Raw genomic sequence first — 21,008 nt, 5'->3', positions numbered from 1 at the left:
GAGGCTCTGGAGAAGTCAGCTTGCGCATGCGCCCTGCTGTGCCTGCACGAACGCGGCGAGAGTGGCGACGGTGGTGAAGTGCTGGCGCGCGTCTTTCGAATCGGAGGCGATGCGGATGTCGTAGCGCTTCTGCAAGGCCAGCGCCAGTTCCAGCGCATCCACCGAATCCAGTCCCAGGCCTTCGCCGAACAGCGGCAGGTCCGGCGGAATGTCTTCGACGGTGACGTCTTCCAGGTTCAAGGTGTCGATGATCAATTGCGCAATGTCCTGTTGCAGGGCATTCATGGCGAAAGCTCCTTCATGAAAAGGGAATGCAGGTACGCGTTCAGGCGTCGCGAGGCGATCGGCAGCGGCGCATCGGCATTGAACGTGTCCGGCGAAATATCCTGGCCCGCGCGCAGCGTGACGCGCACGCGCCGCTCCGGAATGCGATACCACGGTTCGGCCTTGGTCAGCGTGGTGGGCTCGACGGTGATGAACACCGGCGTGATCACGCGGGCACCGCGCAAGGCGATCGCCGCGGCGCCACGATGGAACACGGGCGCCTGGTTGGGTGTGGTGCGCGTGCCTTCGGGAAAGACGATCAGCGTCTGCCCCTCGCGCAAGGCGTCCGCGGCCTGCTCGAGCATTTCCGGGCTGCCGTTGTTGCTGATGTACTGCGCACGGTACACCGGCCCGCGCGTGCAGGGATTGCGCCACAGGCTTTGCTTCACCACGCAATTGGCGTCGCGGATGTGCGCGATCAGAAACACCACGTCGATCAGCGATGGATGATTGGCGATGACCATCTGCCCGGGCCGGCCCAGGCGATCGGCGCCCTGGAACTCATATTCCAGCACGCCGCTGCGATACATGAACTGCACGTGCAGGTAGAACGCCTTGCTGATCGCCATGCGCGCGCGACGCCGGCGTGCGAGCGCATCACCCGGCAACAGGCCGAGCAACGGCAGCACGACCAGCCGCAAGCTCAAGCCACCCAGCCCGAACAACAGGAAGCTGGCGCCGGTGGCCAGCAGGCGCCAGAGATAATTGCCGAAGCCGGATCGCGTTACGGATTGCGCTGCCAGATCCATCGACGTGTCTTCCATGCATGTTCGAGCCTGCTTTCGCCGGTATGCAGAGCGCGCATGAAGTTCAAGGCATGCGGCCAAGCGCCTGAGGGGGATGCGCCGGTATTGGGTTCCAGCCGCAATTGCCAGCGTTCGCCGGCCGCTGCGTCATCCGCCGATTCGATATTCCCCACTTTCAGCGCCACAGCATACGAAAACGGAACGTCGTCGATCCAGCCATCGTAGGCGGCCGGTGGACGTTCCTCCGCGATCACCACTAGCACGGACTTGGCGCCATCGCCCAGCAAGGCCGCCGCTTCGACCATCGCGTGCTCGAAGGTATCCGCTTCGCCGGCGATCGCCACCGATTCGCCATGCTGGCCGCGCAGGATCGACCACTGGCCGGCGATGGCGTTATGCACCGACAAACCGAACTGTGTGGGCGATAGCGGTTGCCCATCGGCCACTTCGCCCAGCAACGCAAACGTGCGCGGCGTTTCGCCGTGGCGGGAGGCGAACACGAACGGCAGTTGTTCGCCTTCAGCGCAGAGCGGCCAGGCGACGTGCATGGTCATGCGCGCCAGGCGGCTGAGGCGGCGGCGTTGCATGGCGGGGAGGAAATCGCAGCTGGGTTGTTCGTTGTTGTCGGGTACGCGGATGGGTTGCTGCGCCCATGCCTGCCAGGTTTCGTTGGAGTCTAGACCGGGAGCCCAGGCGTTGAGGTTGTGGATGCGGAATTCCATCAGGCCACCGATCGCCGCAATCTTGCCTCACCGTCATTCCGGCGAAAGCCGGAATCTAGTGCGAATACGCCGTGCGAAGCACACCGAACGTTTTTTTGTTGTGTGCTTCGCACGTCATTTTTTACTGGATTCCGGCCTTCGCCGGAATGACGCTGAGGGGTGCTGAATAACTTGGTATGCATCAAGCGAGCGCCTTGAACACCAACGACGTATTGATCCCACCAAACGCAAAGTTGTTGTTCATCACATACTCCGCCTTCAGCGCACGCCCCGCACCCACGATGTAATCCAGCTCCGCACACGCCGCATCCGGCTCGCTCAGATTCACCGTCGGCGCAAACCAGCCCTCGCGCATCATCTGCACCGCCCACCATGATTCCAATGCACCGCACGCACCCAGCGTATGACCCACGTAACTCTTCATCGAACTGACCGGCACGCGCTGGCCGAGCACCTGCGCCGTGGCGTGGCTTTCGGCGATGTCGCCGCGATCGGTGGCAGTGCCGTGTGCGCTCACATAGCCGATTGCATCGGGCGACAGTTGCGCATCCTGTAGCGCGAGCTGCATCGCGGTGGCCATGGTTTCGCTGGTGGGCTGGGTGATGTGGTTGCCGTCGGAGTTGCAACCGAAGCCGACGATTTCGGCATAGATGCGCGCACCACGTGCGCGGGCGTGTTCGTATTCCTCCAGCACCAGCGTGGCCGCGCCTTCGCCCACCACCAGGCCGTCGCGCGCGCGATCGAAGGGGCGCGGCGTAAGCGTGGCTTCGTCGTTGCGCGTGCTGGTGGCGAACAGCGTATCGAACACCGCGACACCGGGGCCGGACAGTTCCTCCGCGCCGCCGCATAGCATCAGCTTCTGCTTGCCCTGCTGGATGGTTTCGTAGCCGTAGCCAATCGCCTGGCTGCCGGAGGTGCATGCGCTGGAAGTGGGCAGAATGCGCCCTTTCAAGCCGAAGAACACGCCGACGTTCACCGCCGTGGTGTGCGCCATCATCTGCACGTAGCTGGTGGCGGTCACACCCTGCATGGAACCGGTTTCGAGCATGCGGCCCATCACGCGCACCGGCTCCACGCTGCCGCCGGACGAGCCGTACGCCACGCCCATGCGCCCGTCGCCGATGCTGGCATCGTCGAGCAAGCCGGCATCGCGCAAGGCGCGTTCGCTTGCCGCCACGGCCAGTTGCGCAACGCGGCCCATCGAGCGCAGATGCTTGCGCGGCCAGTCGGGTATCTGGAAGTCGTCGACCGGGCAGCCGAGGCGGCTGTTCAAGGATTCGAAGAAATCCCACTCCGGCATCCGGCGCACCGCGTTGCGGCCTGCGTGCAGGCGCGGTTCAATCGTGGACCAGTCGTGTCCCAGCGGCGTGATGCCGCCCATGCCGGTGATGACAACGCGCTTCATCGGCGAGTGCTCCGTGCGGAAGAAAAATTCAAGGTGGTGCTGGCAGGTACCAGCAAGGCGGTAAAGCCGATGCCCAGCAACAGGGTAAGGCCAAAATCCTCCAGCGCCGGCATCGAACTCCACGCCAGCAGGCCGAACGACAGCAGTGCGGTGATCGCCGAAAGCAGCACGCTCGCATACATCGCGCCGGGGCGATGGGTGACATGTGGCTCGCCTTCGCGCAGGAATACCGCGTAATTGGCGCCCACGCCAAGCACCAGCATCAAGGCCATCCAATGGAACAGCGTAAGCGGATGATGCAGATAACCCAGCACCGCCAGCGTAAGGCCGATGCCCAGCACCGGCGGCGCCAGCACGCGCGGCACGTGACGCCAGCCATAACGCAAGCCGAATACCGGCACGATCAGCAGGATCGCCGCAAGCAGCCATAGGCTGGCATAACGCCGATAGCGGCCGAACAACTCCGACACGCCGGACGCTTTGTCCACCAGTGCCACGCCGGGCAAATCTTTCGCTGCCTGTTGCAGCAGATCGCTTGACGCATCTCCTTGCGGCAACACCAGCGAGGCGGGACCGTGTTGCGCGTTGCCTTCCATCCATAAATAGCGGAACGGCGTGGCGACCGCCGTGTTCAGCCAGTCCTGCAAGCGCAGCGGCGTGCCGGGCCATGCCTGGATAAAGCGATCGATATCGGCATCCCGAAAGCCGGCGCCATGCAGCCACTGGCGCATGCGATCCGGCTGTGCGAACAGCGGTGCGATCAAGGCCTGATTGGCTTGCTGACGCCGCAGCGATGGCACCATGCCGGCCAGGCCGAGCCAGCCTTGCAGTTTGTCTTTATCGACCAGCGCCTGCAGGCGCTGCTCCAGCGCTTCTTCCCGCTGCAGCACCTGCTCTTGATTGTCACCTTGCACCAGATAGAACTGCGTGCCATTGCCAAGGCCGGTGATGTCGCGGATCTGCCTTTCCTGCGCGACGAGCGCGGCGGGCTGGGAAATCAAAAGGTGCACGTCATCGTCATGATGCAACTGCCACCAGCCCGGTGCGGCCAGCAACAAGGCCAACACGGCGAGCGTCACGCCGCGCTGTCCGGACAACCGCGGTGCGATCACGCGTTGCAGCCACGAGGCGACGCGCACGGCAGCTGCGGACAAGGGTTTTGCCGGCCGCTGCAACAATGCAGGCAGCAGCAGGAACACGCTGAGGCACGCCACGGCCATGCCTACCATGGCGAAGCACGCCATCTGGCGCAGCGCCGGAAACGGCACCAGCCCGAGCAGCGCATAGCCGAGCAACGACGTACCCAGCGCAAGCAGCAGGGCGGGGCGAACCTGTCGCAAACCGCGGCGCGGCTCCCATGCATCGCCGGCGTTGGCGCGTGCAGTGAGGTATTGAATCGAATAATCCACCGCCTCGCCCAGCAAGGCGGCGCCGAACACCAATGTCAGCAGATAGATCTGCCCGAACACCAGCACGCTCACCGTCGTCGCGGCAATGATGCCGATTGCGGTGGAAAGAAACGCCAGCAGCAGCGGCCCGGGAGAACGGAAAACGATCAGCAGTAACAAGGCGATGCCGAACGTGGAAATCAGCCCTACGCGATGCACGTCGCGCTCGGCGCCGCTGCGTGCGGCAGCAGCGTAGAACAGCGCGCCCGTGCGCAGTACGCGTGTGCCGGGATGATCGTGCTCGATCGCGCGTTCGGCCTGGTCGAGTGCGTTCAAGGCGCGGTGCTGCACGGCATCGTCATAGGAGGAACCGTCGAGCGTGGCGGTGACCAGCACGTAGCTGCCGTCATCGCGGTGCGCAGTCAGCAGATTGTCCTCGGGCAGCAGCGGCGAGCGGCTCCAAGGCTGCTGTTCCAGCCAATGCTGCAGCCAGCCGAAGGGATCGTCCTGCAGCCGCGTACCGATGCCGGTGACGAAGGGTTCGTTGAGGCGCAGGGCCAGCGCTTGCGGCGGGTCGTAACCCGGTTGCGCGAGCGCCTGGCGATCGGCCTGCGTCAGCAGCGTGAAGCGATGGACAAGATACGGCGTGACGAACTGCTGCAGATCGAACGGCGGCAGCTCGGCGGTGACGGAGGCGAACACCTTGCCCTTGGCCAGCATCTGCCCCAACTCGCGCGCGGCGGCCTTGGCGTGCTCGTCATCGGCATTCGCCACCAGCAGGATCACGCGATCGCCATTGGCATGCGCGAGCCGTTGCGCCGCCACTTCCGCCAGTGGATTGCGTTCGGTCGCCGGAAGCATGGCCAGCAGATCGGTCTGGATCGCCGGGCGTCCACGCCCGAGCAGCAGCCACGCGCCGAGCAAGGTAAGCAGCAGCGCCATCGCCGCAAACCCACCCGCGCGCAACCACAGGCTTCGTTGCGTCATGGCAACCCGAGCGCGTGTTTTTCCAGCGCGCTCAGCGAACCGGCATCGCGGGTGTCGCTCATCTGGATATCGGTTTGCGTGCCGTCCTGCATGTCGATACGGATGCGCTGCAGATAGTTGCCGCCATCGAGCTCGATACCTTTGAGCACCTGCGCCACGCGCGATTGTTTCGGCGTGAAGTGCAAGTTCCATTGCGCGGCGCTGCCATCGGCGTGCACGTCGAACTGGCGCGATACTTCATCGAGCTGTCCGGTCAGCATGCCTTGCAGCATCTGCGAAATCTGGCTGACGCCGTGCTCGCTACGCACCGGCTGCATGCGGCCGTCGGCATCGATGCGCAGAGTGCGCGTGCCGGTCAGGGCGAGTGTTTGCTGATAGGGCTGCTGCACTTGCCACAGCATGCCGTGGCCGGTGACGAACAGCAGTTGGCCCATGCTGGTTTGTGATTGGGTGAGGGCGGGGCTTTGGCGTTGCTGGGTGAAATTGGCGCGGATGGCGGTGTGTTGGCTTAGCTGGTTGAGGATGGTGTGGAGCAGGTCGGTGCTTTGCGCGTAAGCGTTGACGCAAAAGAGCAGTAGGACGAAAAACTGCATGAACCGTTTGCATGCCGATATGTTGGTGTGGCCGTCATTCCCGCGAAAGCGGGAATCCAATGTTGAACCCGCATCGGAGCAAGATGGATTCCCGCTTTCGCGAGAATGACGGCCATATAGATTCTTGCAAGACCGGTCAATCACGCCGTACATGCCAAGCTCCTCTTGCGCTTGCGCCACAACAACCCAGGCGCCCGCGGCAGCATCCCCAGCAACAGGCGGGTGTGCATCGCCGAAATTCGCAGGTTGTCATGCAGCATATGGAAATGGGACAGCCCGTTTTCCGGGTAAGTCACCCGGGTCGGCAGATTGCGTACCGGCACGCCGCGCCAGATCAGGCGTACCGCCGCCTCGGTGTCGAAATCCATGCGCGCGGGCAGGGGCGCGCGATCGATCTCGGCACAGGTCGCTTCCAGCGGGTACAGACGGTAGCCGCACATCGAATCACGCAGCATGAACGACAGCGTTTCCAGCCACACACATACATGCGTGACGTAACGCCCATACAGCCGCGCGCGCGGCACGCTGTCGTCATAGATCGGCTGGCCGCACACCAGTGCATCCGGACAGGCGCGGCCTTCGGCAAGGAAACGCGGCACGTCGGCCAGGTCGTGCTGGCCGTCCGCGTCGATCTGCAGCGCATGCGTGTAACCGGCATCGCGCGCGGCCAGCATGCCGGTGGTGATCGCGCGGCCTTTGCCGCTGTTCCGCGCCAGGCGCAGCACTTGCACGCCCGGTGCCGCCAGGCCATCGAGCACGGCACGGGTAGCCTCGTCGCTGCCGTCGTCCACGATCAGCACCGGCAGGCCATGCGCGCGCAAGGCCTGCACCGTGCCGGCAATGGTGTCCTTGTGGTTATAGATGGGAATCAGCGCGCAGGAATGGAAAACTCCCGGCGCGCCCGGCGCATGCGGCATGAGGGGCGCTCCGCGGGCGTCAGTGCGTAAGCAGCATGCGCACGGTGGCGACCACGTCGCCCACGGTGCGCACGTTCTTGAAATCCTCGGGCTTGATGCGCATGCCGGTCATGTCCTGCACCTGGATGGCGAGGTCGACGGCGTCGATGCTGTCCAGCTCCAGGTCGGCGAAAAGGTGGCTGTCGGGGGTGACCCGGGCAGGGTCGATTTCGAAGGTCTCATGCAGCACATCCTTGAGCCTGAAAAGGATGTCCTCGTCGCTGATCCCGGTTTGCAACATTGCGTTCATACACACCAGCCTGTTCTGCAGCCCTGCATAGCTTGCCCAGGTTTTATCGGCAGGCGCCCAACGCACTGCAGCCGGAGAATTCCGGACCTGAAGAAAGCACACCGATTGTTCCTAACCCGCGGAACGGGTTCCCCTTTTTCCTGCGCCGAAAAAGTCTAGCAGAACTGCCGCGGGCGGGTGTTTGGGGACTGGCGCGCAGGTTGGGGGGCAAACCCGAACCCGGCATCCGGGAGAGTTGGGCGTGGCGAAGTTGGCGCCTGCACCCCAGGCTACGGAGACAAAAGAAAACGCCGGCCCGAAGACCGGCGTTTTCCAACATCCAAGAAGTGATCGTTACTGTCCGCGCATGCGGCCGGCAAAGCGCGGCGCGCCGTTGCCCATGTGCGGCAGCTTGATCTTGCCGATGGACTCGATGCGCTCCTCGGCCAGGCGATCGGCCGCCTTGTAGGTAGGCACGTTCTCGGTCTTGCTGATTTCGAAGATGCGGCCCAGGTTGTAGTAGATGGTGCGCATCATGCGCATGGCGCGCTCGCGGTTGTAGCCGTCGATTTCCAGCGACACGTTCATCACGCCGCCGGCGTTCACGGCGTAGTCCGGTGCGTACAGTACGCCGCGGCGTTGCAGTTCGTCGCCGATGGCGTCGTTGGCCAGCTGGTTGTTGGCCGCGCCGCAGATGATCTTGGCCTTGATGCGGTCGATGGTCTGCTCGTTCACCGTGCCGCCCAGCGCGCAGGGCGAGTACACATCGGCGTCCACGTCGTAGATTTCGTCCAGGCCCACCGCTTCGCAGCCCAGCTCGTCCACGCAGCGCTGCACGGCTTCCTTGTTGATGTCGGTGACGAACACCTTGGCGCCCTGTTCGCGCAGCAGCTTGATGAACTCGCTGCCCACGTGGCCGGCGCCCTGCACGGCGTAGCTGTACTTGCCCACGTCTTCGTTGCCGTGCTTGAAGTTGAGCGCGGCCATCAGGCCTTGCAGCGTGCCGTAGGCGGTAAACGGCGACGGATCGCCCGAACCGCCATGCACCTGGTGCACGCCGGTCACGTATTCGGTTTCGCGGAACACGTATTCCATGTCGTTCACGTCGATGCCCACGTCCTCGGCCGTGATGTAGCGGCCGTTGAGCGAGTTGACGAAACGGCCGAAGGCGCGGAACAGCGCTTCGGATTTGTCTTTCGACGGATCGCCGATGATCACCGCCTTGCCGCCGCCCAGGTTCAGGCCGGCCACGGCGTTCTTGTAGGTCATGCCGCGCGACAGGCGCAGCACGTCGTTCACCGCATCTTGCTCGGACTTGTAGGGCCACATGCGCAGGCCGCCCAGTGCCGGGCCCAGCACCGTGTTATGGATCGCAATGATGGCTTTCAGGCCAGCGTCTTTGTTGTGGCAGAAGACGACTTCTTCGTGGCCTGTTTTAGCGATGGTTTCGAAAATCATTGGAACTTGGACTCCACGTATGACGGTGCTGGGGAAGGCACTGAGGTGTGAAAGCGATGGCCCCGCCAAGGACCTGACGCCTGAAACTCAAAGCCCCAGCAAGATGCTGGGGCGTGTAAGTTATCCCGATAATTCTAGTACGAGACGCGTAAGCAGCGCCTTTCGCATCGCAACAATCCATGCAACGAAAACGCCCCGCATGTGCGGGGCGTTTCGTATATATGAAGATGATATTTATCCTTGAACCCAAACGCCCACATGGAAGTGCCAACCATCCGGACGCTGCTCCCAATGCGGATGCACGTAGTGATAACCCGGATGCACTGGCTCCCAATGCCCGCGCACGGCCACATAGCGCGCGCCATCCCAATGCCAGTGGCCGCGCGCCCACACGTAGCCCGGACGCGGCGGCGGCGGTACTTCGATCACCTCCACCGGCGGCGGCTGCGGCGCGACGATCTCGACGACTTGCGGCGGCGGTGGCGGCGCAGGCTGTTGCACGTACACCACGCGATGCGGGCGCGGTGGCGCCGGCTGTTCCACCACACAACCGGTCATCACCGCCGTGACGCCAGCAAGAGCGAGCAAGGATGCAAAACGCAATGACATGAAAAGTCCCCAGAGATAGTGGATCGAAGGCTGTCGATCCGGTCAGTGCAACATGCGAAATTCAAGGCGTCCTGCCGCTGTGCACTGCGCGCCATCGTGGATTGGCGCGCAGCTCCACGTTGCGCGATCAACGGCCCCAATAGCCGTCACGCCAATACCAGTTCGGCCCGCGGCGCACCCACACGCCCGGATACCAGCGATAGCCGGCGCGTGCGCGAACCCATGTGCCAGGCACCCATACATAGCGATGCACACGCGGTTCCCAGCGCCAATAACCCTGCGACCAGATGAAGCCGCGCCGCGCCGGCGGCATGCGCTCATAGCGCGGCGCGGGCGGCGCCACACGGATGCCGACGCCCACACTTACCTGCGCCGTGGCGGGCGGCGTATAGCTCACGCCGGCCAGCGCCAGGCCGATGCCTGCAACCAGGGCCAGTTTGCGGGTCATGCTGATCATGCTGTCTCTCCTTGGAAAGCGGCCCGCGATGGGCGGCTGACAGTGCGGCAAACGCGAGCCCTTGCGGTGATGTTGACGTGATGCCGGCGAGCGGTTCAGGTGGCAGCAGAATTACTTGCGATGGACCGTTCTTCCCGTAGGTTGGGGTGCAAACCCCAACACCCGGACCGCATGGGGGATATTGGGGTTTGCACCCCCAACCTACCTATGGAAATAAAACGAACGATCGTGCTATTTTGCTGGCCATGAACGCAACCACCACCCCCGGCAAAGGCGCCGCCACCCGCGAGCTGATCCTCGAACATGCCTACGAGCTTGCCCGCCAGGATGGCCTGGAAGGCCTGTCCATCGGCGCCCTGGCGCTCGGCGTGGGCATGTCCAAAAGCGGCGTATTCGCCCACTTCGGTTCCCGCGAAGACCTGCAACTGGCGCTGCTGGACGCCACCGGCAAACGCTTCTTCGATTTCGTGATGGCCCCGGCCATCAAGCAACCGCGCGGCCTCAAGCGCGTGCGCACCCTGGTCGAGCGCTGGTTCGAATGGGCGCGCATCCATCAGAGCGGCTGCGTGCTGGTCAGCGCCGTCGCGGAATACGACGGACGCGACGACAGCCCGCTGCGCACCCGCGTCAAGCAGCAGCAGTCGAGTTGGCGCAGCGAAATGGCGCGCGCGATTCGCCTGGCGATGGAGGTGGGCGACCTGCGCGCCGATCTCGATCCGGATCTGCTCGCCTTCGAAATCTACGCCTTGATGCTCGGCCTGCACCACGACGCGGGCTTGTTCGGCTTCGAGCAAGCCAGCCGCCACGCGCATGCGGCCATCGATCGACTGTTTGCCAGTTACCAGCCCTGAACCCCCAGGAGCACGCCATGACCCGCCAGACTGCAAACCCACGCCGCCGTTCCTCCCGCTCCGGTTTCAAGCTTGGCGCGGTCCGCATCGGATTCGCCGTCGGCGGCAGGCTGGCGCCGCAACGCACGGTGGATCGCGCGGCACGTTTGTTCGCCACCCCGTTCGCCAGCAGCCGCAGCCGTGCACGCGCCGCGCAGCCGGACGACGCCATGCAGCGCGGCGAACTCACCGTCAACAACGAATCCATCGTTACCTATGTGTGGGGCGACCCTGCCACGCAACCCTACGCGTTGCTGGTGCACGGCTGGTCCAGCTTCGGCCTGCGTTTTCTGCCATGGGTGGCGAAGCTGCGCGCGCAGGGCTTTGCCGTGGTGAGCTTCGATCAACCCGGCCACGGCGCCAGCACCGGCAGCCTGTGCACCTTGTTGGATTTCATCACCACCGTGCGTGCGGTAGGCAAGCAGTTCGGCCATGCCACGCTGGCGGTCGGCCATTCCATGGGCGGCGCGGCAGTCGCGCTGGCGCAGGATGAAAGCTGGCACGCGCAACGCCTGGTATTGATTGCACCGGCAGCCGATATCGAAGCCGCGGCGAGTCGCTTTATCCGTTTCGTACGCCTGGGCGATCATCTGCGCGAACCGTTTCTTTCCTGGTTCGCACGCCGCACCGGCGTGCACGCGCGCGATCTGCAAGTGCACCAGCATGTGCCGTCGCTCGGCCAGCCCGGCTTGATCGTGCATGACTTGGACGATCACGAAGTGCCATGGGAAGAGGGCGAACGCTATGCACGTTTCTGGCCCGGTGCACGCTTGCTGACCACGCAAGGCCTAGGGCATCACCGCATTCTGGATGCGGCGGAAGTGATCGATGCGACGCTGGCGTTTGTGCGGGGTGAATGCGTGGGTGATCGCGTGGTGGCGTCGCCGAATTTGCCGTTTGGGTTGGCATAACCACGAAAATTTCAAGCTAGTCCCACCGCCTCCTATTACCTCATCGTCATCCCAGCGAACGCCGGCACGCCGGGATGACGGTGAGGTGAAGGTCGGATGGGGTGAAAACCCCAAAGTGAGCCCACGCACGTGCCAACGATGTTGGGGTTCGCACCCCAACCTACGCCCGCCTATACCGCTCCAAATCCAACACCCCTTCGGATTTCGCCACCACCACCGCCGTCACCGAATCCCCCGTCACATTCGCCGACGTGCAACACATATCCAACAAACGATCCACCGCCGCAATCACCGCGATCACCTCCAGCGGCAAGCCCACCGACGACAACACCAAGCCCATCACCACTAGCGCCGCGCCAGGAATACCCGCCGCACCGATCGATGCCAGCGTGGTGGTCACCATTACCGTGAACAGCTGCGTAAACGAAAGCTCGATGCCGTAAGCATTGCTGGCAAAGATCGTCACCGTGCCGAGATAACACGCCAGCCCCGCCATATTCACCGTGGAGCCCAGCGGCAACACAAAGCCCGACACGCGTGAATCCACACCCAGCCGCTCCTGCGTATTCTCCAGATTCAACGGCAACGTCGCCGCGCTGCTGGCCGAGGAGTACGCAAACAACTGCACCGGTATCATCTTGCGCCAAAACGGCAGCGGGTTGATCCGCCACAGCATCAGCATCACGCCGCAGATCACGATCATGAAAAACAGCATCACCGCGTAATTCACCGCCACCAGCGAACCAAGATGGCCCAGCACGGAAAAACCGTGATCTGCAGTGACATACGCCATCAGCCCGAACACGCCGATCGGCGCAAACTTCAACACCATGTGAATCAGCTTGAACACCACGCTGGACAGGCTGTTAAAGAAATTACGCACCGGTGCCGCCGCGTCACCCGCGAAATTGATCGCCAGCGCGAAGAAAATCGCAAACACGATGCTCGGCAGCAGCGCGCCTTCGGCAAATGCCTTGAACGGATTGGAAGGAATCGCGCTGATCAAGGCATCCTTGATGCTCGGCGGTGGTTCGGCTGGCACGCCGCCGGTGCCCGCAGTAAGGCCGAAACCTGCGCCGACGTTGAACAACATCGCCGTGCCCATCGCAAGCGCGGTCACGATCGCCATCGTTACCGCATAGATCGCGATCGACTTCCACGCAATGCGCCGCATCGCCGCCATATCCGAGAGCGAGGTGATGCCGCAGACCAGCGACACGAACACCACTGGTATCACGCACATGCGAATCAGCGACATGAAAATGTCGCCCAGGGGTGCCAGCATCTTGGCCGGCTCGCCAACGAAGTGCCCGACCGCCAGGCCGAGAACCATCGCAATAAGAATCTGGTGCCACATTGCCAGGCGCGAAAAGCGGCGCGGAGCGGTTGCTTGAGCCACGGTCGATTGCATAACGAATTCCTCCTGAAAGCTGCATCCAGTAACGCCGTCTCGAGAAAGCTTTGTAGCAAATCTCAACGCAAATTGAACCCGCAGGTTGGAGTGCAAACCCCAATGCCGCGATGTTCAATACCACCACTCCACCCGTTTAACAGGCAACACCACTAGAATAGTTGCACTTGGAACATACCGTTCTCGGAGTCCCCATGAGTTCCCCCGCCAAGCACGTTCCTGCCACCGCCGCGCAGGCCGAAACCAGCCCGCTGCGCTTTGTCACCGCCGCCAGCCTGTTCGATGGCCACGATGCCGCCATCAATATCATGCGCCGCATCATTCAATCGCAGGGCGCGGAAGTGATTCACCTGGGCCATAACCGCTCGGTGGAAGACGTGGTTCGTGCTGCATTGCAAGAGGACGCCGACGCCATCGCGTTGTCCTCCTACCAGGGCGGCCACGTCGAGTACTTCAAATACATGGTGGACATGCTCAAAGAGAAGGGCGCCGCTCACATCCGCGTGTTCGGCGGCGGCGGCGGCACCATCACCCCGGAGGAAATCCGCGAGCTGCAGGCCTACGGCGTGGAGCGCATCTACCATCCCAACGACGGCATGAAGCTGGGCCTGGTGGAGATGATCGAGGATGTGATGAAGCGCGCCGGCAACGCCGCCGCCCAGCACGAACAGAACGACGCCGTGGTGCCGACCAAGATCGACATCGACGACGAAATCAGCATCGGTCACATGCTTTCGGCCATCGAAGAAAGCAAGTTGAGCGAAGCCGAGCTCGCGCGCCTGCGCAAGGAATGGTCGCTGGCCGGCAAGCACACGCCTGTGCTCGGCATGACCGGCACCGGCGGCGCGGGTAAGTCCTCGGTGGTGGACGAACTACTGCTGCGCTTCCTGCACGCCTTCCCCCACATGCGCATTGCCGTACTCGCCGTGGATCCCACACGCCGCCGCAGCGGTGGCGCCCTGTTGGGCGACCGCATCCGCATGAACGCGCTGCGCAGCCATCGCGTTTATATGCGCTCCATGGCCACGCGCCGCCAGAACGCCGCCACCAACGAAGTGCTGCACGATTGCATCAACTTCCTCAAGAGCCAGCCGTACGACCTGGTGATCGTGGAAACCGCCGGCATCGGCCAGAGCGATTCGGAAATCGTCGACCTGGTCGACTTCCCCGTCTACGTAATGACCAGCGATTACGGCGCTGCCAGCCAGCTCGAAAAAATCGATATGCTCGATTTCGCCGAACTGGTCGTGCTCAACAAATTCGACAAGCGCGGCGCCGAAGACGCCCTGCGCGACGTGCGCAAGCAGTGGAAGCGCAACCGCAACGCCTTCACCCTGAAAGACGACGACGTGCCGGTGTATCCCACCATCGCCAGCCAGTTCAACGATCCGGGCGTTACCTGGATGTTTACGAACTTGTGCCGCCTGCTGCGCGACAAACTCCACCTTGAACCCTCCCCTTCCAGGGGAGGGCAGGGTGGGGTTGCTCCCCACTCGCGTTGCGATTTCAACCCGACGCTGGATGTCACGCTGAAAGAACCTCGCGCCACCGTGCTGATCCCCGGCGCACGCGTGCGCTACCTCGCCGAAATCGCCGAGCAGGGCAGGGGCATCAACGCCGAGATCGAACGCGAAGCCGAATTCGCCAGCAAGGCGCAGCATTACTACGAATCGCTGAAAGAACTCGGCGATGCGAAGTTACCGCGCCCGCTGGAACGCTACGAACACGACGATCTTCACGCTGGTAGCACCGTCGCCCCGGCGAACGCCGGGGCCCAGTCAAATACGCCGCGCGAAGCGCACAACTTAGAAACAAAGACACTGGATCCCGGCCTTCGCCGGGATGACGAGGTGGTAGATCGCTCCTTAATGGTGCTCCGCCAACGCTACAACGCCGCCCTACGCGAACTCAGCCACGAAGCCCTGCACCTCCTGCGCGACTGGCCCAAGCTCTACAAGTCCGTCACCGACGACGTCAACGAATACAAAGTGCGCGACAAGGTGATCCGCGTAGAAAACTACCGCGTATCCCTCAGCCACCAGAAAATCCCCAAAGTCTCCCCGCCCAAAACCAAAGACTGGGGCGACCAACTGCGCTTCCTCATGCGCGAAAACCTGCCCGGCCACTACCCGTACACCGGCGGCGTGTACCCCTATCGCCGCACCGGCGAAGATCCCACCCGCATGTTCGCCGGCGAAGGGACGCCCGAGCGCACCAACCGCCGCTTCCATTACCTGAGCCAGGGCGGCGCTGCCACGCGCCTGTCCACCGCGTTCGACTCCGTCACCCTGTACGGCGAAGATCCCGCACCGCGCCCGGACATCTACGGCAAGATCGGCAACTCCGGCGTAAACATCGCCACCCTCGACGACATGAAGAAGCTGTACTCCGGCTTCGACCTGAGCGCGCCGACCAGTTCCGTCTCCATGACCATCAACGGCCCCGCGCCGATCATCCTCGCGATGTTCATGAACACCGCGATCGACCAGAACGTGGAGAAATACCTCAAGTCCGACGCCACGCGCTGGGCCGACGCGCAAAAGCGCATGGACGAACTCTTCGCCGGCAAGCAGCGCCCAACGTATTCGGGTGATCTGCCCAAGGGTAACGAAGGCCTCGGCTTGAATCTGCTCGGGGTCACCGGCGATCAACTCGTCGACGCCGAAACGTATGCCCGCATCAAGGAAGAAACCCTGCAAACCGTGCGCGGCACCGTGCAGGCCGACATCCTCAAAGAAGACCAGGCGCAAAACACCTGCATCTTCAGCACCGAATTCGCGCTGCGCATGATGGGCGACATCCAGCAATACTTCGTCGACCACAAGGTGCGCAACTTCTATTCGGTCTCCATCTCCGGCTATCACATCGCCGAAGCCGGCGCCAACCCGATCAGCCAGCTCGCCTTTACGCTCAGCAACGGCTTCACCATCGTCGAGTACTACCTCGCGCGCGGCATGCACATCGATGATTTCGCGCCGAACCTGAGCTTCTTCTTCTCCAACGGCATGGACCCGGAATACACCGTAATCGGCCGCGTCGCCCGCCGCATCTGGGCCCGCGCCATGCGCGAACGCTACGGCGCCAGCGCTCGCAGCCAGATGATGAAGTACCATATCCAGACCTCCGGCCGCTCCCTGCACGCGCAGGAAATCCAGTTCAACGACATCCGCACCACCCTGCAAGCGCTGTATGCCTTGTTCGACAATTGCAACAGCCTGCACACCAACGCCTACGACGAAGCCATCACCACGCCAACGGAAGAAAGCGTGCGCCGCGCCGTAGCCATCCAGATGATCATCAACAAAGAACTCGGCCTCAACTTCAACGAAAACCCCTGGCAAGGCAGCTACATCGTCGACACGCTAACCGATCTGGTCGAAGAAGCCGTCTACAAGGAATTCGAAGCCATCAGCGAACGCGGCGGCGTACTCGGCGCCATGGACACCATGTACCAGCGCGGCAAGATTCAGGAAGAATCGATGTACTACGAGCAGAAGAAGCACGACGGCAGCCTGCCGCTGATTGGCGTCAATACCTTCCTGCCGAAGGATCATGGTGGCGAGATCGCTACCGAGATCGAGTTGATTCGTTCGACGGAGGAAGAGAAGGGGCAGCAGATTGAGAATGTGCAGGGCTACGGTAAAGCCCGCAATGCGCTGGCGCCGGAAAGCCTCAAGCAACTGCAAGTGACTGCAAGGGAGCGCAGGAATGTGTTTGAGCAGTTGATGGAGGCGGTGAAGTACAACTCGTTGGGACAGATTAGTCACGCGCTTTATGACGTAGGTGGCGAATATCGGCGCAATATGTAAAACAGCCAGCGCCAGACTTCATACTCGCGCATTCCACTCCCTCTCCCCTCCGGGGAGAGGGCCGGGCTAAGGGGGCCGCCCGAAGTGAATCCCACATTCCTGCGCTTATCCTCTCCGTGGCATAAACTCCTCCCTCTCTGGGCCATAAGCCATCCTCTCCAGGCTACAAGTCCTACCATCCCCGGGCCGTCACTTCCGCGAAAGCGAGAATCTACGTTTGCTCGTGCCTCGTACTACGCGTAGCGGCTGATAGCCCAAGGCCTATGCACGTTGCTTGAGCATTGCAGCGTTGTCTCGTCACGTAGTCTTTACAAATCCAAGACCGGAGCCTTGCTAGCATCCACTTGGGAATTCAGTTCAAGGGAAAAGGAGCAGGGGGAACAATGAAACGTCTAATTGCCGCGCTAGCTACGGGGTTTGCTTGCTGTACGCCAATCTCGTCGACAACTGTCAGCCTTGCGCATAGTTTGCAAGGTAAGAAATTCATCATGTCCCACTCCCGAGGCGATCGAAGTAGCTAGCAAGTGCGCTGCGGAAATACCTAGGTCATCCATTTGTGGCTGAAGCGCGGCGCGCATGCTGTCCCACACCGGTTGGATGGTTTAATTCGCAAACCTCATCCTCTAGGTGTTGGTAGAAAAAAACGCCGGTCGGCTTGTTGACGCTGCCTGTCTGTTGATAAGCGCATCTGCCTCTTTTGTGGCGACCTTAGGAAATCGCTCTATTTGCGATTAATTTCGCAGTGTGCGTTCGTCGTATGAATTCGACACCTTTTAACATGTGTTGAGTTCTACGAGCCTCCCCATCAAACAGAAAGCCTGGTTCGAAGGAAATTATGAAAAATATCGATGAAGCGGAAGATATTATTCTCGTTCACATGACTGATTTTCATATTGAGAGCGAAAATGGTATTGCTGCGAAAAGAATAAAAAGTGTTGCGGGTGCAATCGGTCGGCTTATCGAGGGACCCTGTGTAGTTGTTTTTCTCCTTACTGGAGATATTGCTTTTTCGGGAAAAGTTCATGAGTACGAGGCTGCAAAAAGGGCTTTTGATCATCTACGCGGAGAGCTCGCTAAGTGGCAGCCTTCTTCGATTTGCATGGTCTCCTGTCCGGGGAATCATGATTGCAACTTCGATGCGATGCCGGATGCTGTGCGTTCTGCGCTTTTGAGCTCTTTAACCTCAAGCGGTAATGGTGCTGGAGATATAATAAGGGCGCTGGAGCCAACCCAAGAAGCATATTTTTCGTTTGCCAAAGACATCTCTAGCGGTGGTCAGTCTGTAATCAATCCCGTGTTGGCGGAAGTAAACGTAAAAACCAAAGGAATGCTTTTAAAGGTCCTTTCCATAAATACTGCTATCTCTTCGGTTAAGAAGGAGCGGCCTGGGACGTTAATACTTCCGCTTGGGGGCGGTGCGGCTATATCAAAAGATTCAGATCTCACAATAGCGCTTGCGCACCACACTTTAAATTGGCTGACACCGCAGGACTCACTCAATCTATCTCAATGGCTAGATTCAAATGTAGATATGGTAATGCTGGGTCACGAGCATAGACTTGATGAATTTAATCAGGCGCGCACAAGATACGGATCAAGCGTTGATTATCATATTGGTCTCCCTATGGAGGGAAAGGAAGCGCAATGTGGTTTTAGCTGTTACAAGATTGAGCATGGGTTAAACGAAATTGCTAAATTTGATATTAAATTTGATAACGAATCTTCATCATTTAATGTCGAAGAAATAGCAACGCACACATTGAGAAAGAATGATGGAAAAAATCGAGGAACAGTGCGATTTTCAGATTCGCATGTTTCTTTTCTCGGAGATCCAGGGGCTGGATTCTCCCATCCGCGTCTAAATAGACAGATGTTCTTGTCTGACATATTTGTTCCACCAGATTTTCGTAAATTTCGTTCTGAGAAACCTGGGGCGTCCAATACAAAGGGGGTTGCGTCACAGGATGAGTTGCTTGAAAAAATATACGATGATGAGGGTAGGTATATTATTTTTGGCGCTGAACAATCTGGAAAGACATCATTTGCAAAATGTTTGATAGGAGGGGCTAGAACAAAAAAGTTGATTCCCATCTATTTAGATGGACAACTCCTGAAGAGCCTCCATAAAGGTGAGGTTAGAGGGTGGTTGAATGGTGCGATCAGCAGGCAATTTGCTTCCGACTGTTCCGATAAGATAGTGGAGATGCCGCCTGAAAGTGTTATTGTGTTAGTTGATAACCTGCATGCAATTCCAGGCGGGGCGGATGGTATTGATAACGTCGTTAGCTTTATATCGGCAAAATCTAGGCGGTTGGTACTTCTCTCTGCTGATAGCCCTGCGGTAACAATTGTCGCCTCCGGAGCATCTACTGATGAGATCGCGTATCTCAAAGGCGCGGGTCTCTATGAGTTGCTTCCACTAGGGCACAGGCGCCGAGGTGAACTCATACGCAAATGGGCGAGCCTCGGGCGAGATCCGTCTGAAGAGGCAGACGCTGTCGAAAGCGAAGTGCGGCGAACCAAGGCGCTTCTCGACCGAATGCTTGGTCGGAACGCTTTGCCAAAGTACCCCATATTTGTCCTTGTCTTACTGCAACAGCTCGAAGGCTTACAGAAAAATCAAACGCTGATCGCAAATGCTTCTCATGGGTATCTTTTTGAGGCCTTGATCACTCAATCGATTGACAGATTTGTCCATTGTCATGAGATCGGAACGGTGAATGACTTCTTAGCTGAGCTTGCATATGAGATATTTCAGCGTGACTGCGCAGCGCTTAGTCGACTGGCTGTAGAACATATTGTGAAAAGATTTCTAGATGGCTTGGTAAAGATCAATATCGATCCTTTGCTAAGCGAGTTGATGGTTGCTAAAGTGATTATCGATGACGGAGGGTTAATTCAATTTCGTTATCAGTATTTATATTATTATTATTTGGCTAAATGGATTTGCGATAACCGTGATAAGGAGGAGTCAACGAAAATATTAGAAAAATGTGTTGAACTTATCCATACTGAGCAATCGTCTAACGTTCTTGTTTTCATATCCCACATGAAGCACGAGCGAATCGTCATTGATCGTATTTTACCACTTATTCGAGAATTATTTGCCGATCAAGAACTATGTAATCTCGAACAATACTCTGGTCTTTCATTAAGGTTCAGAACGCCTGCGCAGAGGGCTATATTACTGCAGGGTCCTGCTAGAGATGTAAGTGATCAGACAAATCAACGGCAGGACGAGATTGATAGTCACCATCGTGATGAGGAGCAAATTCAGCTCGATGAAGGTCTAAAATTTAACGTAATGCTGAAGGCGATTTCCACGCTGGGTCAGGTGCTTAAAAGCCGAGCTTCTAGCATTCCACCACAGACAATGATTGAGATTGCGACTGAAATTATTGCGTCTTCAAGGCGGCTGATGACATTCCTCTACAAAATTACGGAAGAGCATGCTGAAGCGATCGTTCATGTCGCGTCAGATGCCTTCGAAAAAGCCTTTAGGATTAATCGGTCCGAAGCCGTGGCGGTAGCTAATAGCATGATTGGATCTATCGTCGCAGGAATTGCTCGCGCTTGTGTGGGACGTGCATCGGAAGCCATCGGGGCTTTTGAGTTGGAGCCTCTGCTGGCTCGGTTAGAGCAAGATTTGACCGATCCTGATTCGAAGCTTTTCCTCTTGGTGGCTCGCATAATTGAAGAAAAAAATTACCCTAAAGAGTCCGTGGAAGACTATGTGAAAGGACTGAAGCAATCGAATATCTTACCCATATCAGTTTTGTCAATGATAGTTGCTTCTAGGTTTTATCTTGATCCGCCTGAACGATATGTCCGTGATAGCGCTTGCGCACTTCTGGGCATAGACTTAAAACCGCTTTCTTCCCGTTTGGCTAAAGGTTGAAAAAAAGGTGTGAGTTGGTCGGAAACCAAAACGGGGTCGGGTTCACTTACTGCAAAAGCGGGAACAGGTTCACTTACGAGTGGCGAAAGCGGAGCCGATCCAGAGGCAGTTAATTTGATGTGCGGCGGCATCGCCTAGCTGCCTCTGTTCGTACACCAGCTATCTTTTCTGCAGCCTGGCCTTTTCTTGCGCTGCGAATTCACGCGCCTTTACAG

At 59.7% G+C, this 21,008-nt stretch carries 16 protein-coding genes; 4 read left to right on the top strand and 12 right to left on the bottom strand.

Annotation, left to right across the window (positions count from 1 at the left end; genetic code table 11):
* Positions 1 to 15: 15 nt before the first annotated feature.
* The 11 genes from ACTHNE_RS02215 to ACTHNE_RS02165 form a co-directional block, all read right to left on the bottom strand.
* Positions 16 to 285 (bottom strand): phosphopantetheine-binding protein, encoded by a 270-nt coding sequence (locus tag ACTHNE_RS02215; RefSeq protein ID WP_324943024.1) that lies wholly within the window; start codon positions 283 to 285, stop codon positions 16 to 18.
* Entirely contained in the window at positions 282 to 1,088 is an 807-nt protein-coding gene (locus tag ACTHNE_RS02210) for a lysophospholipid acyltransferase family protein (protein ID WP_440268484.1), read from the bottom strand. Before ACTHNE_RS02210 ends, ACTHNE_RS02215 begins: the two co-directional genes overlap by 4 nt.
* Positions 1,049 to 1,792, bottom strand: coding sequence for a beta-ketoacyl synthase chain length factor (locus ACTHNE_RS02205; protein ID WP_324943030.1), 744 nt, complete (start codon positions 1,790 to 1,792; stop codon positions 1,049 to 1,051). Before ACTHNE_RS02205 ends, ACTHNE_RS02210 begins: the two co-directional genes overlap by 40 nt.
* Positions 1,793 to 1,973: 181 nt before the next feature.
* On the bottom strand, positions 1,974 to 3,197 hold the full coding sequence (locus ACTHNE_RS02200) for a beta-ketoacyl-ACP synthase (protein WP_440268483.1): 1,224 nt from the start codon (positions 3,195 to 3,197) through the stop codon (positions 1,974 to 1,976).
* Positions 3,194 to 5,572: an MMPL family transporter gene (locus ACTHNE_RS02195; protein ID WP_440268482.1), complete on the bottom strand. Its 2,379-nt coding sequence runs from the start codon at positions 5,570 to 5,572 to the stop codon at positions 3,194 to 3,196. Before ACTHNE_RS02195 ends, ACTHNE_RS02200 begins: the two co-directional genes overlap by 4 nt.
* Positions 5,569 to 6,165: a LolA family protein gene (locus tag ACTHNE_RS02190; protein WP_440268481.1), complete on the bottom strand. Its 597-nt coding sequence runs from the start codon at positions 6,163 to 6,165 to the stop codon at positions 5,569 to 5,571. The genes ACTHNE_RS02195 and ACTHNE_RS02190 overlap by 4 nt, the downstream gene beginning before the upstream one ends.
* A gap of 140 nt (positions 6,166 to 6,305) precedes the next feature.
* Complete coding sequence (locus ACTHNE_RS02185; protein ID WP_440268480.1) at positions 6,306 to 7,082, bottom strand: glycosyltransferase family 2 protein; 777 nt, start codon at positions 7,080 to 7,082, stop codon at positions 6,306 to 6,308.
* Positions 7,083 to 7,101: 19 nt separating this feature from the next.
* A complete protein-coding gene (locus tag ACTHNE_RS02180; protein ID WP_324943045.1) occupies positions 7,102 to 7,371 on the bottom strand; it encodes an acyl carrier protein in 270 nt (89 codons plus the stop codon).
* Between the two features lie 333 nt (positions 7,372 to 7,704).
* Complete coding sequence (locus tag ACTHNE_RS02175) at positions 7,705 to 8,808, bottom strand: Glu/Leu/Phe/Val dehydrogenase dimerization domain-containing protein (protein ID WP_324943048.1); 1,104 nt, start codon at positions 8,806 to 8,808, stop codon at positions 7,705 to 7,707.
* Positions 8,809 to 9,042: 234 nt separating this feature from the next.
* Positions 9,043 to 9,417 (bottom strand): YXWGXW repeat-containing protein, encoded by a 375-nt coding sequence (locus ACTHNE_RS02170; RefSeq protein ID WP_324943051.1) that lies wholly within the window; start codon positions 9,415 to 9,417, stop codon positions 9,043 to 9,045.
* A gap of 127 nt (positions 9,418 to 9,544) precedes the next feature.
* The gene (locus ACTHNE_RS02165; RefSeq protein WP_440268479.1) at positions 9,545 to 9,874 is read right to left on the bottom strand and encodes a YXWGXW repeat-containing protein; all 330 of its coding nucleotides are present in this window, start codon (positions 9,872 to 9,874) and stop codon (positions 9,545 to 9,547) included.
* 245 nt (positions 9,875 to 10,119) lie between these two features.
* On the opposite strand from ACTHNE_RS02165, the gene ACTHNE_RS02160 reads away from it, so the two are divergent.
* Complete coding sequence (locus ACTHNE_RS02160) at positions 10,120 to 10,725, top strand: TetR/AcrR family transcriptional regulator (protein WP_440268478.1); 606 nt, start codon at positions 10,120 to 10,122, stop codon at positions 10,723 to 10,725.
* Between the two features lie 17 nt (positions 10,726 to 10,742).
* Positions 10,743 to 11,675 (top strand): alpha/beta hydrolase, encoded by a 933-nt coding sequence (locus ACTHNE_RS02155; protein WP_440268476.1) that lies wholly within the window; start codon positions 10,743 to 10,745, stop codon positions 11,673 to 11,675.
* 160 nt (positions 11,676 to 11,835) lie between these two features.
* Here ACTHNE_RS02155 and ACTHNE_RS02150 read toward each other — a convergent pair whose 3' ends face one another.
* Positions 11,836 to 13,086, bottom strand: coding sequence for a dicarboxylate/amino acid:cation symporter (locus ACTHNE_RS02150; protein WP_440268475.1), 1,251 nt, complete (start codon positions 13,084 to 13,086; stop codon positions 11,836 to 11,838).
* Positions 13,087 to 13,280: 194 nt separating this feature from the next.
* Here ACTHNE_RS02150 and ACTHNE_RS02145 point away from each other — a divergent pair, with 194 nt between their 5' ends.
* Both ACTHNE_RS02145 and ACTHNE_RS02140 read left to right on the top strand, forming a co-directional pair.
* Positions 13,281 to 16,895 carry a methylmalonyl-CoA mutase family protein gene (locus tag ACTHNE_RS02145; protein ID WP_440268474.1) on the top strand — a complete coding sequence of 1,205 codons (3,615 nt, stop codon included), beginning with the start codon at positions 13,281 to 13,283 and terminating at the stop codon, positions 16,893 to 16,895.
* 835 nt (positions 16,896 to 17,730) lie between these two features.
* On the top strand, positions 17,731 to 20,793 hold the full coding sequence (locus ACTHNE_RS02140; protein ID WP_440268473.1) for an STAND family AAA ATPase: 3,063 nt from the start codon (positions 17,731 to 17,733) through the stop codon (positions 20,791 to 20,793).
* Positions 20,794 to 21,008 lie beyond the last annotated feature (215 nt).

The organism is Dyella sp. (assembly GCF_051954575.1).
GTDB lineage: Bacteria > Pseudomonadota > Gammaproteobacteria > Xanthomonadales > Rhodanobacteraceae > Dyella_B.
The sequence above is the reverse complement of the archived record's forward strand: the minus strand, read 5'-3'. Positions and strand labels throughout refer to the sequence as shown.